Annotated in this window: 12 protein-coding genes and 1 pseudogene; 7 read left to right on the plus strand and 6 right to left on the minus strand. The window is 73.2% G+C overall.

The window, feature by feature from the left end; genetic code table 11:
* Window positions 1–150: 150 nt before the first annotated feature.
* Together ABZ930_RS31640 and sigJ are read right to left on the minus strand one after the other, a co-directional pair.
* Window positions 151–912: a GntR family transcriptional regulator gene (locus ABZ930_RS31640; RefSeq protein WP_361555389.1), complete on the minus strand. Its 762-nt coding sequence runs from the start codon at window positions 910–912 to the stop codon at window positions 151–153.
* Between the two features lie 265 nt (window positions 913–1,177).
* Window positions 1,178–2,071, minus strand: coding sequence for an RNA polymerase sigma factor SigJ (gene sigJ / locus ABZ930_RS31645; RefSeq protein ID WP_361555392.1), 894 nt, complete (start codon window positions 2,069–2,071; stop codon window positions 1,178–1,180).
* A gap of 173 nt (window positions 2,072–2,244) precedes the next feature.
* On the opposite strand from sigJ, the gene ABZ930_RS31650 reads away from it, so the two are divergent.
* Window positions 2,245–3,075 carry an alpha/beta fold hydrolase gene (locus ABZ930_RS31650; RefSeq protein ID WP_361555395.1) on the plus strand — a complete coding sequence of 277 codons (831 nt, stop codon included), beginning with the start codon at window positions 2,245–2,247 and terminating at the stop codon, window positions 3,073–3,075.
* Window positions 3,076–3,189: 114 nt separating this feature from the next.
* Here the strand turns inward: ABZ930_RS31650 and ABZ930_RS31655 are convergent.
* Window positions 3,190–4,017: pseudogene (locus ABZ930_RS31655) on the minus strand (EamA family transporter); the annotation flags it as partial.
* A gap of 162 nt (window positions 4,018–4,179) precedes the next feature.
* Between ABZ930_RS31655 and ABZ930_RS31660 the strand changes: the two are divergent.
* From ABZ930_RS31660 to ABZ930_RS31670, 3 genes are all read left to right on the plus strand, one after another.
* Complete coding sequence (locus tag ABZ930_RS31660; RefSeq protein ID WP_361555398.1) at window positions 4,180–5,652, plus strand: PLP-dependent aminotransferase family protein; 1,473 nt, start codon at window positions 4,180–4,182, stop codon at window positions 5,650–5,652.
* Between the two features lie 195 nt (window positions 5,653–5,847).
* Window positions 5,848–7,431, plus strand: a complete 1,584-nt coding sequence (locus ABZ930_RS31665; RefSeq protein ID WP_361555401.1) for an alkaline phosphatase D family protein — start codon at window positions 5,848–5,850, stop codon at window positions 7,429–7,431.
* A 124-nt stretch (window positions 7,432–7,555) separates the two neighbouring features.
* Window positions 7,556–8,950 (plus strand): GNAT family N-acetyltransferase, encoded by a 1,395-nt coding sequence (locus ABZ930_RS31670; protein WP_361555403.1) that lies wholly within the window; start codon window positions 7,556–7,558, stop codon window positions 8,948–8,950.
* Between the two features lie 12 nt (window positions 8,951–8,962).
* Here the strand turns inward: ABZ930_RS31670 and ABZ930_RS31675 are convergent, their stop codons facing one another.
* The gene (locus ABZ930_RS31675; RefSeq protein WP_361555406.1) at window positions 8,963–9,115 is read right to left on the minus strand and encodes a hypothetical protein; all 153 of its coding nucleotides are present in this window, start codon (window positions 9,113–9,115) and stop codon (window positions 8,963–8,965) included.
* Entirely contained in the window at window positions 9,112–10,365 is a 1,254-nt protein-coding gene (locus ABZ930_RS31680) for a PLP-dependent transferase (RefSeq protein WP_361555409.1), read from the minus strand. The genes ABZ930_RS31675 and ABZ930_RS31680 overlap by 4 nt, the downstream gene beginning before the upstream one ends.
* Window positions 10,366–10,425: 60 nt before the next feature.
* On the opposite strand from ABZ930_RS31680, the gene ABZ930_RS31685 reads away from it, so the two are divergent.
* Window positions 10,426–10,923, plus strand: a complete 498-nt coding sequence (locus tag ABZ930_RS31685) for an Lrp/AsnC family transcriptional regulator (protein ID WP_361555412.1) — start codon at window positions 10,426–10,428, stop codon at window positions 10,921–10,923.
* A 19-nt stretch (window positions 10,924–10,942) separates the two neighbouring features.
* Complete coding sequence (locus tag ABZ930_RS31690; RefSeq protein ID WP_361555415.1) at window positions 10,943–12,610, plus strand: DUF885 domain-containing protein; 1,668 nt, start codon at window positions 10,943–10,945, stop codon at window positions 12,608–12,610.
* Between the two features lie 7 nt (window positions 12,611–12,617).
* Here ABZ930_RS31690 and ABZ930_RS31695 read toward each other — a convergent pair whose 3' ends face one another.
* Window positions 12,618–13,118 (minus strand): rhodanese-like domain-containing protein, encoded by a 501-nt coding sequence (locus tag ABZ930_RS31695; protein WP_361555418.1) that lies wholly within the window; start codon window positions 13,116–13,118, stop codon window positions 12,618–12,620.
* 149 nt (window positions 13,119–13,267) lie between these two features.
* Between ABZ930_RS31695 and ABZ930_RS31700 the strand changes: the two genes are divergently transcribed.
* Window positions 13,268–13,744, plus strand: a complete 477-nt coding sequence (locus ABZ930_RS31700) for an Lrp/AsnC family transcriptional regulator (protein WP_361555421.1) — start codon at window positions 13,268–13,270, stop codon at window positions 13,742–13,744.
* Window positions 13,745–13,768 lie beyond the last annotated feature (24 nt).

The following is a 13,768-nucleotide window of genomic DNA, read 5'->3' on the forward strand; positions in this document are numbered from 1 at the left end:
CGCGCAGTTCCTCGCGCCCCTGGCGGGGCGTGTGCTCGTCGTGCCCCGCCAGGGATCGTCGCGAGAGCGCCCCCGGCCGGGGCTGAGCACGCAGTTCCCCGCACCCCTGGCGGGGCGCTTCACACGGGCGGTTTCTCGCGAACGGCGGGGTCAGGACGCCTGGGTGTGGGGGGCGTGGTGGATTTCTACGTCGGGGGTGTCGCCGAACGTCAGGCGGCAGGTGTCCGCTCGGTACGTGGCCATGGAGACGGCCGCCGTGGTGCCCTCGCTGAAGTAGCGGGTCGTCACCACCAGGACGGGGGCGCCGGGGAGGCGGTCCAGTTCCTTGGCGTCGTCGGCGCGGGCCGAGCCCAGCTCGACCGCGCGGTCCTGGCCGTCGAGGCCGAGGCGCTGCAGCTCCCGCAGGACGGCACGCGCGCGGGCGGCGCCGGACGGGGCGTCTATGGCCGACAGATCGGGCACCGACGCCGCGGGAACGTAGAGCATCTCGGCGGCGACGGGCTGACCGTGCGAGACGCGCGTGCGGCGCAGTACGTGCACGCTCTCGTCCGGAGCGGTCTCCAGCATGTCGGCGACGACGGCCGGGGCCACGTCGAAGACACAATCGACGGCTTGCCAGGCGTCGCCGCTCGCGCCCGGCCGGTCGTGGCCGGTGGCGGAGACGTCCACCCCGACGCGCGGCGGTGCGACGGTCGTGCCGACACCGCGGCGGCGCTGCAGCCGGCCCTCCAGCTCGAGCTGCTCCAGCGCCTGGCGGAGCGTGGCCCGGGCGACGCCGAAGCGAGCCGCGAGATCACGCTCGTTCGGCAGGATCTCCCCCACGGCGAACTCCGAGTCGAGCGCCTCGCTGAGCACGGTCTTGAGGTGCCAGTACTTCGGCTCCGGTGCCGCTTCCAACTGCGTGGTCCCCACCCTGTCCTCCGCAACAGCCGTGTTCCGGCGGCTTTTTAGCGCCCTTGTTTATTAAAGGTTCCTGCACTATCTCTGCGAGCGTAGGGCCGCCCCCGGACTTGGTCAAGACCAATCATCGATCGGCTACAGCGCACACAGGCGTCGTGCCGCAGAGCATTCATGGAGCGCCGCACGGTGTTCACACCGCGTTCGTGAGGCGTGGCTGAACGTCGCATGAGAAGTCGCTCAAGAAGCGGCCGGAAAGAGGCCCGACGCGACGGCCCGCCTAGAGCAGAGCTTGCAGTTTGTCCGGGTTCCGCACGATGTAGATGTGCTGGATCCGGCCTCCGGAGACGCCCAGTTGGAAGAACGCGTCGGGCTTGCCGTCGACGAAGGCGAGGAGCGCGGGCGCGCCGTTGACCTCGGCGAAGCGGAACTCGAAGCCGAGGTGTGCGTCCTTGGTCGCGGCGCCGCGCAGGAACCGCCCCACCTTGTCGGCGGAATCGATGACGCGCAGCGGCGCCTTGGACTTTCCGCCGCTGTCGCCCACGAGCCGGACGTCGGGGGCGAGCAAGGCCATCAGGCCGTCCAGGTCGCCCCCGGCGGCCGCGGCGAGGAACCGCTCGGTGAGATCGCGCTGCTGGGCCGGGTCGACGTCGAACCGGGGGCGCCGCTCCTCGACGTGCTTGCGCGCGCGGGCGGCGAGTTGGCGCACCGCGCTCTCTCCGCGCTCCAGCACGGCGGCGATCTCGGCGAAGGGCAGCCCGAACGCCTCGCGCAGCACGAACACCGCGCGCTCCAGCGGCGAGAGCGACTCCAGGACGACGAGCACGGCGAAGGAGACGGAGTCGGCGAGCACGGCCTGCTCGGCGGTGTCGGGCACGGTCGGCCCGAAGTCGGTGACCAGGGGTTCGGGCAGCCAGGGGCCCACGTAGGACTCGCGACGCGCCTGTGCCTCGCGGAGCCGGTCGACGGCGAGGCGGGTGGTGACGCGCACCAAGTACCCGCGCGGTTCGCGGACCTCGCTCCGGTCGGCGCGCGACCAGCGCAGCCAGGCGTCCTGCACGACGTCCTCGGCGTCGGCGACGCGGCCCAGCATGCGGTAGGCCACGCCCATGAGGACGGGTCGGTGCTCCTCGAAGGTGTGGAGGGAGTCGTCGGTCGGCGTTTCGGCGGCCACGCCCCCATCCCATCCGACGGATCACGTCCTGTCCAGGCGGAACCGGATCGTCCGCCCGCACGAGGGCGTCCCCTGTCCCCGCCCCCTTGAACTCGACGCTACTGGGCGGTAATTGTTGCTGACAAGGAGTCTAAAGAACCGTCGCGGCGTGGCGGGGACAGGGAGCGAACGACATGGCGGAACAGGCGTCCTTCACCATCGAGAGCCCCGGCGGACCGCGCGAGGTGACGCTGACGTACGAGCGTGCGGGCGCCGGGGAGCCGCTGCTCCTGCTGCATGGGATAGGCCACCACTGGCAGGCGTGGCAGCCGGTGCTGCCGATCCTGGCGGCCGAGCGCGATGTCATCGCCGTGGATCTGCCGGGGTTCGGCTCGTCCCCGGCACTGCCGGAGGGGCTGGCCTACGACCTGTCGAGCGTGGTGCCGGTCCTCGACGCGTTCTGCCGTCACCTGGGCATCGGGCGCCCGCACGTGGCCGGCAACTCGCTGGGCGGCCTGCTCGCCCTGGAGTTGGGCCGCGAGCGGCTCGTACGGTCCGTCACGGCGCTCTCCCCCGCCGGGTTCTGGACGCAGGCCGAGCGCCGGTACGCGTTCGGCACGCTGCTGGCGATGCGGCAGGGCGCGCGGGTGCTGCCGCTGCCGGTGATCGAGCGGCTGTCCCGCTCCGCCGCCGGGCGCACCGCGCTGACCAGCACCATCTACGCGCACCCCGGGCGCCGTTCACCCGAGGCCGTGGTCGCCGAGACGCTGGCGCTGCGCAACGCGACCGGGTTCCGCCAGACCCTCGACGCCGGGCGCGACGTGCAGTTCCGCGACGACGTCCCCGAGGTCCCCGTGACGGTGGCCTGGGGCACCCGTGACCGGCTGCTCGTGCGTCGCCAGGGGGTCCGCGCCAAGCAGGTCCTGCCGGGGGCGCGGCTGGTCAGGCTCCCGGGCTGCGGCCACGTCCCGATGCACGACGACCCCGCGCTGGTCGCGCGCGTGGTCCTCGACACCAGCCGCTGAGACACCAGCCCCTGAGACACCGACAGCTGAGGCACCGGCTGCTGAAGCACGGGCTGCTGAAGCACGAACCGCTGACCGGCGCCCGCCCCACACCCCCGAGCCCAGGGCGACACCGGCGCCCACCAAGGCGCTGCCCACCGCCTGGGCGGCGCCGTAGGTTCCCGAGCCGACCAGGGGTGCCGTGCACGCGGCGGCGACGGGGATGAGACCGGAGAACAGCGTGGCGCGTTCGGTGCCGATGCGCTGCATGCCCATGTACCAGCAGACGAAGCCGATCACCGTGACGACCGCCGCCTGCCACACCAGGGCGGCGGTCTCCGCGGCGTCCGGAACGCGCAGCCAGGACGTGCCGTCGACGACCAGGCCCACCGCCGCCGACTCCAGGGCCGCGACGGCGCACACGGTGCACGACAGCAGCCGTGGGCCGAGCGGTGCGAGCACGGGCCCGGCGAGCACCGCGAACCCCACCTCGCCGGCGAGGGCGCAGGCGGAGAAGGCGATCCCGAGGGCGTCCGTGCGGCCCCAGCCCTGCACCGTGAACGCTCCGGCGGCGACGAGCGACGCGCCGTGCAGGACGGCCCGGCGGGGCCGCCGCCCGGACAGGAGCGGCACCAGGACGGCGACCACGACGGGCGCGCATCCCACGAGGACACCGGGGACGGCGGGCTCCGCCGAGCGTTCCGCGGCGAGCACCGCGAGGTTGAAGCCGACCATGCCGACGGCCGCGAGCAGCGCCAGCCGTATCCATTGGCGGCCGGCGAGGGCGCGCAGCGGGGCGAGTCCGAGACCGGGCAGGAGCAGCAGGCAGGCCGCGCCGTAGCGCAGGAACTGACCGCCCGCGTAGGGGTAGGCGCCCAGGACGCTGTTGGCGGTGAAGGAACCGCCGACCAGCACGCAGGCAAGGGCGGCGAGCAGGGAACCGCGAAGGGACGGAGCGTTCATGCGGTCGACGCTAGGAGTGGAAGTGGTCCCGCAGGAGAGCCAATCGACCGGGTGCTTCCTGGACCAATCCCGTTTCGCCGGGGCCGTCCACCTCCGGCCCGTCGGGGGACGGTCAGCGGTCGGTCAGCGATCGGTCAGCGGGCCGCACTAGATTCCCGTGTCATGACGAACGAGACCCATGCACCCTCCGCGGCCTGGGAGTTGCTGCTGCCCGCCGTCGCCATGCCGGTGCGGGCGCGCGGCCGCTCCTTGCAGTCCGCGCTCCGGGAGGCCGTGCGCTCGGGGCGGCTGGTGCCCGGGACACGGATGCCGTCGAGCCGGGACCTGGCCCGGGACCTCGGGGTGTCGCGGGGCCTGATCACCGAGGCCTACGAGCAGTTGGCCGCCGAGGGGTACCTGCGCAGCGGCCGGGGCGCCGGGACCTGGGTCGGTGACGCGGTGCGGGCCGCGCCGCCGGGCGCCCACGACCTGGCACCGCGGCCGGCCGCCGGGGTGCGGGCCGACTTCGTCGCGGGCAGCCCGGACCTGTCGCTGTTCCCCCGCGCCGCCTGGGCCGCCGCCCAGCGCGACGTGCTGGCGGGGCTGACGCACCGGGGGCTCGGCTATCCGGATCCGCGCGGGCTGCCCCGGCTGCGGACGGCACTCGCCGAGCTGCTGGCCCGGCGCCGGGGCGTGGTGGCCGACCCCGAGCGCGTCATCGTGTGCTCCGGGGTGACGCAGGCGGTGACGCTGCTCGGCTTCGTGCTCCGGGAGCGCGGGCAGCGGCGCATCGGCGTGGAGCGGCCCGGCAGCCCGCAGTACGAGGACCTGTTCGCCGCGACGGGCTCCGCGGCGGTTCGGATCGCCATGGACGCGGACGGGCTCGCCATGGAGGCGCTGCGCGCCTCGGGGGTGCGGACGGTGGTCACGACGCCGTCGCACCACTTCCCGTCCGGTCTCGCGTACTCGGCGGCGCGCAGGACGGAGCTGCTCGCCTGGGCGCGCGGGTCGGACGGTCTGCTCGTGGAGGACGACTACGACGGCGACTTCCGCTACGACCGCGCTCCGGTCGGCGCGCTCCAGGGTCTCGACCCCGCGCACGTCGCCTATGCGGGCTCGGTGAGCAAGTCGCTGGCCCCCGGGCTGCGGCTGGGCTGGGCGGTCGTGCCCGACGCCCTGGCCGAGGAGGTCGTGGAGCGCAAGCGCTACATGGACCTGGGCAACCCCGCGCTCGACCAGGCGACGCTCGCCCGGTTCATCGAACGGGGCGACTACGACCGGCAGTTGCGCCGCTGCCAGCGCGCCTACAAGGAGCGCAGGGACGCCCTCGTGACCGCCCTGGGCGACCAGTTGCCGGGGACCGAGGTGACGGGCATCGCGGCCGGTCTGCACGCCATCGCCACCCTGCCGGTCGACTCCGCCCGCGAGGGGGATCTCCTGGACCGGTGGGCGGCCGCGGGCGTCTCCGTCCGCGCCCTGAGCCACTACGGCGGCGAGTCCGGCGCGCGCGTCTCCCTGGTGCTCGGATATGCGCACCTCTCCCCCGCCCGCATCACCGAGGGAGTGCGTCTGCTGGCTTCCGTGGCACGGGAGCCGGACCGCCCGCGTGCGCACGGCACGCGCCGGAGTCCCTCCGGAAGAGGGCCGTCCCCGTAGCCGCCGGCCGGAGCGCTGTTCCGCCCGCGGCCGGGGCCGGGTCTCGCGCGCCTGGTTCCCTGCCGGGGGGAGCAGTTGTTCACTTGGGGTTCGTGTGCGTGCCGTGGTGACCCAGTAGGTGTGGCTTCGCGGCGCCGCGCGCCGGTCCGCGCTCTTGGCACCGCACCGCCGTCGAAACCGTCACTGGAGGCGTCCATGTCGCACCGTCCGTCAGTTCCGCTGCCCGGCCGCCGAGGAGTGCTGCGCGGCGCGCTCGCCGCGTCGGCGGGGCTCGCCCTGCCCGCGGTCGGCGGTGTCGCGGCGCCCGCGTTCGCCCTGTCGGGGCGCCCCGGGGCGGGCTGGGGCGTGCAGGCAGGAGACGTCACGGCGCACTCGGGTCTCGTCTGGGTGCGTGCGGACCGGCCGGCGCGGATGATCGTGGAGACGTCGGCCACCGAGTCGTTCAAGCGGACGACGAGATGGCGCGGCCCGCTGGTCGGCCCGGACACCGACTTCACCGGGACGACGCGCCTGCGCGGTCTGCCGTCGGGCGAGCAGATCCACTACCGGGTGCTGCTCGCCGACCCGGACGATCCGCGGCGCACGGGCGAGCCGGTGACGGGCACGTTCCGCACCGCCCCGACCGGGCGGCGCGGCGGCGTGCGGTTCCTGTGGTCGGGCGACATCGCGGGCCAGGGCTGGGGTATCAATCCGGACCGGGGCGGCAATCGCGTCTACGAGGACATGCGCGCCCTGGACCCCGACTTCTTCCTGTGCAGCGGCGACAACATCTACGCGGACGGCCCGATCCTGCCCAGCGTGACGCTGCCCGACGGGCGGGTGTGGCGCAATGTGACCACCGAGGAGAAGTCGAAGGTCGCCCAGACCCTCGGGGACTTCCGCGGCGCGTTCCGCTACAACCTGCTCGACGAGAACGCACGCCGGTTCAACGCCCAGGTCCCCACCATCACCCAGTGGGACGACCACGAGGTCCACAACAACTGGTACCCGGGCCAGATCCTGGACGACGCCCGCTACACGGAGAAGAACGCGGACGTGCTGGCGGCGCGCTCGCTGCGGGCGTTCAGCGAGTACTTCCCGATCTCCACGCTGTCGCCGGGCGACAAGGACGGCCGGGTGTACCGGGTGCTGCACCAGGGCCCGTTGCTCGACGTGTTCGTGCTCGACATGCGCACGTACCGCAACGCGAACTCGCCCGACCGGCAGCCCGACGACGCGACCGGCATCCTCGGCGCCGAGCAGCTGGCCTGGCTGAAGCGGGAGTTGTCGCGCTCGCGCGCCACCTGGAAGGTGATCGCCTCCGACATGCCGCTGGGGCTCGTGGTGACCGACGGCGCCACGAACTTCGAGGCGGTGGCCCAGGGCGACCCGGGCGCGCCGCTCGGCCGCGAGCTGCAGATCGCCGAGCTGCTGCGGCACATCAAGCACCGGCGGATCACCGGCACGCTGTGGCTGACGGCGGACGTCCACTACACGTCGGCGCAGCACTACGAGCCGTCGGGCGCGGCGTTCCAGGACTTCGAGCCGTTCTGGGAGTTCGTGTCGGGGCCGCTGGCCGCGGGCGGCTTCCAGGCGACGAAGCTGGACGGGACGTTCGGACCGCGGCAGGTGTTCATCAAGGCGCCGTCGCGGGCGAACACCTCGCCCATGGAGACCCCGCCGTACTTCGGCGAGGTCGAGATCGACGGCGGCAGCGGGGAGCTGACCGTGCGGCTGCGTCAGGAGGGCGGGGACGTCCTCTTCACTCAGACGCTGCAGCCGGGGCGGGTGGGACAGTAGCGGGGCCGCGACCGCACGCGAACCCGGAAGAGCAAAGCGGACATAAGCTCTCTTTACCCATCGGACACACATCGTTCGTGATCGCGCAACACCACTCCTTCACAGTGGATGCATGAGTCCAGACATGTCTGATGTGACGCGAGTGAAGCACGGCCGTCCCGTCCACCACTGGCGGCGGGATCTGGTCGAACTGGCGGCCCTGTTCACGGCGGTGGCCGTCGCCGACGCGGTGGCGAACATGATCGGGCACGGCCCCGACGGCCCCGTCCTCCTCGTGTTCTCGGCGGTGGCGCTGCTCGCCACCGCCGGGTTCCACGTGTGGTGGGCACGACGCCACGAACACGCGCCACCCACGGCGGATACCGGCGCCCGGCCGTCCGCCCCCGCCGAGAGCGGGGCGTCGACGGCCGGGCGCCGGAACGCGGACCCGCTCGACCCGGCCCGGAGCACGCTGTGGCGGATGCGGACCACGGTGCGCGACGAGCCGGGTTCGCTCGCCGCGCTGTGCACGGTGCTGGCCCACCGCCGGGTGGACATCCTCAGCCTGCAGACGCACCCGCTGGCCGACGGCACGGTCGACGAGTTCCTGCTGCGCGCCCCGCTGGAGACGGCCGCCACCGATCTGACCCGGGTCGTCTCCCGGGCCGGCGGCACCGACACCTGGATCGAGCGCGCCGACACCCACGACCTGGTGGACGCCCCCACCCGGATCCTGGGCCTGGCCACCCGCACGGCACAGGACGCCGCCGAACTTCCGCTGGCGCTGCGCCAGTTGCTCGGCCGATGCACGATCAGGTCACTGCCCGCGAAGACCACGGGCGGCACGCAGGCCGAGGGTGGTTTCGACGCCACGGAGCTGCGGCTGCGCACCCCGGACGGCGGCCTGATCACGGTGGAGCGGCCGTATCTGCCGTTCACCCCGACCGAGTTCGCCCGCGCCCGCGCCCTCGTGGAGCTGGACAGCCGGCTCGGCCCGCGGGTCCCGAGCGGCCACGACGTGCTCACCCTGCCCGAGGGCAACGAGATCACGGTCCGCCGCGCCGACCCCTCCGACGTGGCGGCCGCCAAGGAGATGCACGACCGGTGCTCGGCGCGGACACTGAGCATGCGCTACCACGGCCCGGTCGGCGACGCCGACCGCTATCTGGGCCATCTGCTCAGCCCGCGCTTCGGCCGCACGCTCGCCGCGCAGACGGCCTCGGGCCGGATCGTCGCCCTCGGCCATCTGCTGTGGGACGGCGACGAGACGGAGCTGGCGCTCCTGGTCGAGGACGGCTGGCAGCGCCGCGGCATCGGCGCCGAACTCCTCGGCCGGCTGGTCGCGATGGCCGTCGAGGCGGGCTGCGAGAGCGTGTACGCGGTGACGCAGGCGTCCAACACCGGCATGGTCGCGGCGATGCGCGGACTCGGCCTGCCGCTCGACTACCAGATCGAGGAGGGCACCCTCGTGGTCACCGCACGTCTGGACGCGACGCCGGTGGCGTCCCGGCTGCCGTACGAGACGGACGCCCAGGCCTGAGACGCGCGACGACTACGCCTTGACGGGGTCGGCGCCGGGTCGCTTCACGATCCGGTCGCCGGCCTCGACCGACTTCCACAGCCGGCGGTCGATCCGCACCTTGGTGGTGTCGCCGTCGGCGAGCCGGATCTCGACGTAGTGGTACATGTTCGAGCCGTCGGTCATCCCGCGGGACTTGTCGACGACGACGCCGTCCCAGGATTCGTCCCGTCCCGCTTTGCGTGATTTGAACATGCCGCGAGTCTACGAGGCATCGCCCCGCCCAGCGCCCGGTCGAGATCGGCCCACAGGTCGTCGACGTCCTCCAGACCGACCGAGAGACGCAGCAGCCGGTCGCCGACCCCGGCGGCCCTGCGGTCGTCGGCGGCGACCACGCGGTGGCTGATGGACGCCGGGTGCTGGATGAGCGAGTCGACGCTGCCGAGGCTGACGGCGGGCGTGATGAGTTCGACCCCGGCGGTCACCGCGTGCGGGTCCCCGGCCACCTCGAAGGCGACCATCGCGCCGCCGATCCGCGGGTAGTGGACGCGGGTGACGCGCGGGTCGTCGGCCAGCCGCCGCGCCAGTTCCGCCGCCGTCGCCGACGCGGCGCGCACCCGTACGGGAAGGGTCGACAGGCCGCGCAGCAGCAGGTAGCCCGCGAGCGGGTGCAGCACACCGCCCGTCGCGAACCGCATCTTGCGCAACTCCCCCGCGAACTCCTCGTCGCAGGCCACCACGCCGCCCAGGACGTCGCCGTGCCCGCCGAGGAACTTCGTCGCGCTGTGCAGCACGAGCCGGGCCCCGCTCCCCGCGGGCCGTTGCAGCACGGGCGTCGCGAACGTGTTGTCGACGAGCAGCGGCACGGTGCCGCAGCCGTGGGCGACCGCCCGCAGATCGACCTCCGCGAGGGTCGGATTGGCGGGCGACTCCACCAGCACCAGGCCGGTGTCGGGGCGGACGGCGTCGGCGATCCCGGCCGGATCGACCCAGGTCACCTCCGTGCCGAGGACGCCCGCGTCGAGGAGGTGGTCGCTGCACCCGTACAGCGGACGGACCGCGACGACATGGTTCAGGCCCGCCGAGCGGCGTACCAGCAGGACCGCGGTCAGGGCGGCCATGCCGCTGGCGAAGGCGACCGCCGCGTCGGTGCCCTCCAGGCGGGCGAGCGCCGTCTCGAACCGGGCGACCGTCGGATTGCCGACGCGGCCGTAGACCGGCGGGCCGTCGTCGAGGACGCCGTCGGCGGCGAACGCGTCGATCCGGGCGGCCTCGGCCCGGCTGTCCGCGGAGGGATAGGTGGTCGACAGGTCGATGGGCGGGGCGTGCAGCCCGAGCGCGGCGAGGTCGTCACGGCCGGCGTGCACTGCTTCGGTGGCGAGGGCCCGGGTCCGGGGGCCCGCCACGTCCTCGTGGTGGTCCAGGGTGTGGTCCATGCCGGACAGCCTGAACGGATGACCGGCGAGATGGTTCAACTCCCGTGCTACGTTCGGCGGATGATCGATTCCGTCGTACTGGATCCGGTTGATCTGGAGATCCTGCGGCTGCTGCAGAACGACGCCCGTACGACGTACCGGGATCTCGCCGCGCGGGTCGGGGTCGCGCCCTCGACCTGTCTGGACCGGGTGAGCAGGCTGCGCCGGGGCGGGGTGATCCTCGGGCATGCGCTGCGGGTCGATCCGGCGCGGCTCGGCCGTGGTCTGCAGGCGCTGCTGTCGGTCCAGGTACGCCCGCACCGGCGGGAACTGGTGGGCCCGTTCGTGGAGCGGATCCGGGCCCTGCCCGAGGCCCGCACGGTCTTCCACGTCACCGGACCCGACGACTACCTGGTGCACGTCGCCGTCCGCGACATGGCGGACCTGCAGCGACTCGTCCTCGACGAGTTCACGTCACGGCGCGAGGTAGCGCGGGTGGAGACCCGGCTGATCTTCCAGCAGTGGGAGTGCGGGCCGCTGCTGCCGCCTCCCGAGTATCAGGGTGACGAAAACCCCTGACCCGTACGAGGATGTCCGCATGTCAGACACTGCGCACACCCCCCGCCAGGTCGCGGACGCCTACGTCGACGACCTGATCGCCCTCGACCCGGTCACCGGCACCTTCCTCGGCGTTCCGGAGGCCAACAGCAAGCTGCCCGATCTCTCCCCCGCGGGTCTGGACGCGGTCGCCGCGCTGGCGCGGCGGACGCTGGAGCGGCTCGACGCGGCGGAGCGGGAGCCCGCCGCCGACAGCGACGTCGAGCGGCGCTGCGCCCGGCTGCTGCGGGAGCGGCTGACCGCCGAACTCGCCGTGCACGACGCCGACGAGCACCTGCGCGCCGTCGCCAACCTGGGCTCGCCCGTGCACCACGTGCGGGAGGTCTTCACGATCACCCCGGCCGAGACGGACGAGGACTGGGCGGCGATCGCCGAGCGGCTGCGCGCGGTCCCGGCGGCGCTCGCCGGGTACCGCGAGACGCTGACGCTCGGCCTGGAGCGCAAGCTGTACGGCGGGCCGCGCCCGACCGGGACGTTCATCGGGCAGCTCGGCGAGTGGGAGGGGTGGTTCGAGGAGTTCGCCGCCGCCGGTCCCGAGGCACTGCGCGACGAGCTCACGGCGGCGGCGGGCGAGGCCGACGCCGCGACCCTGGAGCTGCGCGACTGGATGCGGGACGTGTACGCGCCCGCCGTCGAGGGCTCCTCGAACGTGGTGGGCCGCGAGCGCTACGCCCGCTGGTCGCGCTACTACAACGGCACGGACCTCGACCTGGACGAGGCCTACGCGTACGGCTGGAGCGAGTTCCACCGGTTGCTGGCCGAGATGCGTCTCGAGGCGGAGAAGATCCTGCCCGGCGCCGCGACGCCGTGGGTGGCGCTGGCCCACCTCGACGAGCACGGACGGCACATCGAGGGGGTCGAGGAGGTCCGGCAGTGGCTCCAGGACCTCATGGACGAGGCGATCGACACGCTCGACGGCACCCACTTCGAACTCGCCGAGCGGGTACGGAAGGTGGAGTCGTGCATCGCGCCCTCCGGGAGCGCCGCGGCGCCCTACTACACGGAGCCGTCGGTCGACTTCTCGCGGCCCGGCCGCACCTGGCTGCCCACGATGGGCCAGACCCGCTTCCCCGTCTACGACCTGGTGTCGACCTGGTACCACGAGGGTGTTCCCGGCCACCATCTGCAGCTCGCGCAGTGGGCGCACGTCGCCGGTGACCTCTCGCGCTACCAGGCGACGGTCGGCATGGTCTCCGCCAACGCGGAGGGCTGGGCGCTGTACGCGGAGCGGCTGATGGACGAGCTGGGCCATCTCACCGACGCCGAGACGCGGATCGGGTACCTGGACGCGCAGATGATGCGCGCGTGCCGGGTCATCGTCGACATCGGCATGCACCTGGAGCTGGAGATCCCGGCGGACTCCCCGTTCCACCCCGGTGAGCGGTGGACGCCCGAGCTGGCCCAGGAGTTCTTCGGCGCGCACAGCAGCCGCCCCGCCGACTTCGTGGAGAGCGAGCTGACCCGCTACCTGTCGATCCCCGGCCAGGCGATCGGCTACAAGCTGGGCGAGCGCGCCTGGCTGCTGGGCCGGGCCAACGCGCAGGCGGCGCACGGTGACGCGTTCGACGCGAAGGCGTGGCACATGGCGGCGCTGTCCCAGGGGTCGCTGGGCCTCGACGACCTGGTGGACGAGCTCTCCAAGCTGTAACGGCGGTTCAGCAGCCGCAGTCGGCGTCGTCGGCCGGCGCCGTGAGGGGGTCCGCGTCCCGTCGCGCGGGCCCCTCCCACGTCTCGTACGGGAAGCCCTCGCGGGCCCAGTACTCGAACCCGCCGAGCATCTCCTTGACCTGGAAGCCGAGTTCGGCGAGGGCGAGGGCGGCGCGAGTGGCTCCGTTGCAGCCGGGTCCCCAGCAGTACGTGACGACCGGGACGGACCGGTCGAGAAGCCGGCCGGCCTGCTCGGGGATGAGAGCGGTCGGCAGGTGGACCGCGCCGGGGACGTGGCCCTGGTCCCAGGAGGCCGTGGAGCGCGAGTCGACGACGACGAAGCCGGGGTCCTCTCCGCCGTCGGCGAGCGCGGCGGCGACGTCGGACACGTCGGCGTGGAAGGCGAGGCTCGCGCCGAAGTAGGCCGCGGCGGCCGCGGGCGATGCGGGCGCGACACGCAGCACCGGGTTGGTGGCGGCGGGCCTGGGGGCGGTCTCGGGCAGGGTCATGTCGGGTCCTCTCGGGGGGGGCGGGACGGTGCGCGGGTGCGGTCCCGCTGCTCCTGTCGAGAAATCTACGGCCGCCGACCGCTTCCCTGAAGAGACGATCCCCGGCATCTCATTTGCTCGGCCGGGGATTCCCCGGTTAGCTCTGGGGCATGACCGACGATTCCCCTGACCCTGCCGATGGGCCCGTGTACGTGCCCGATGCCACGGACTGGCAGATTCTGCGGGTCCTGCAGAGCGAGGGCCGCGCCAGTTATGCCGAGCTGGCCCGGGCCGTGTCCATGTCCGCGAGCGCGGTGACGGAGCGGGTGCGGCGGCTCGAGGAGTCGGGGGTGATCGCGGGGTACTCCGCCGTGGTCGTCCCGGAGCGGCTCGGCCTGCCGATCCTGGCGTTCGTCCGGCTCAGGTACCCGAACGGGAACTACAAGCCGTTCCACGATCTCGTCGAGGTGACCCCGGAGATCCTGGAAGCGCATCACGTCACGGGCGACGACTGCTTCGTCATCAAGGTCGCGGCACGGTCGATGCGGCATCTGGAGGAGATCTCCGGGAAGATCGGCACGCTCGGGTCGGTGACGACGAGTGTGGTGTACTCCTCGCCGCTGCCGCGGCGGGCGCTCGGCCGCTGAGGCGCTGCCGCGCCGGATCGGCGA

Origin of the sequence: Streptomyces sp. NPDC046716 (assembly GCF_040645755.1) — a bacterium.
Classification (GTDB): Bacteria; Actinomycetota; Actinomycetes; order Streptomycetales; family Streptomycetaceae; genus Streptomyces.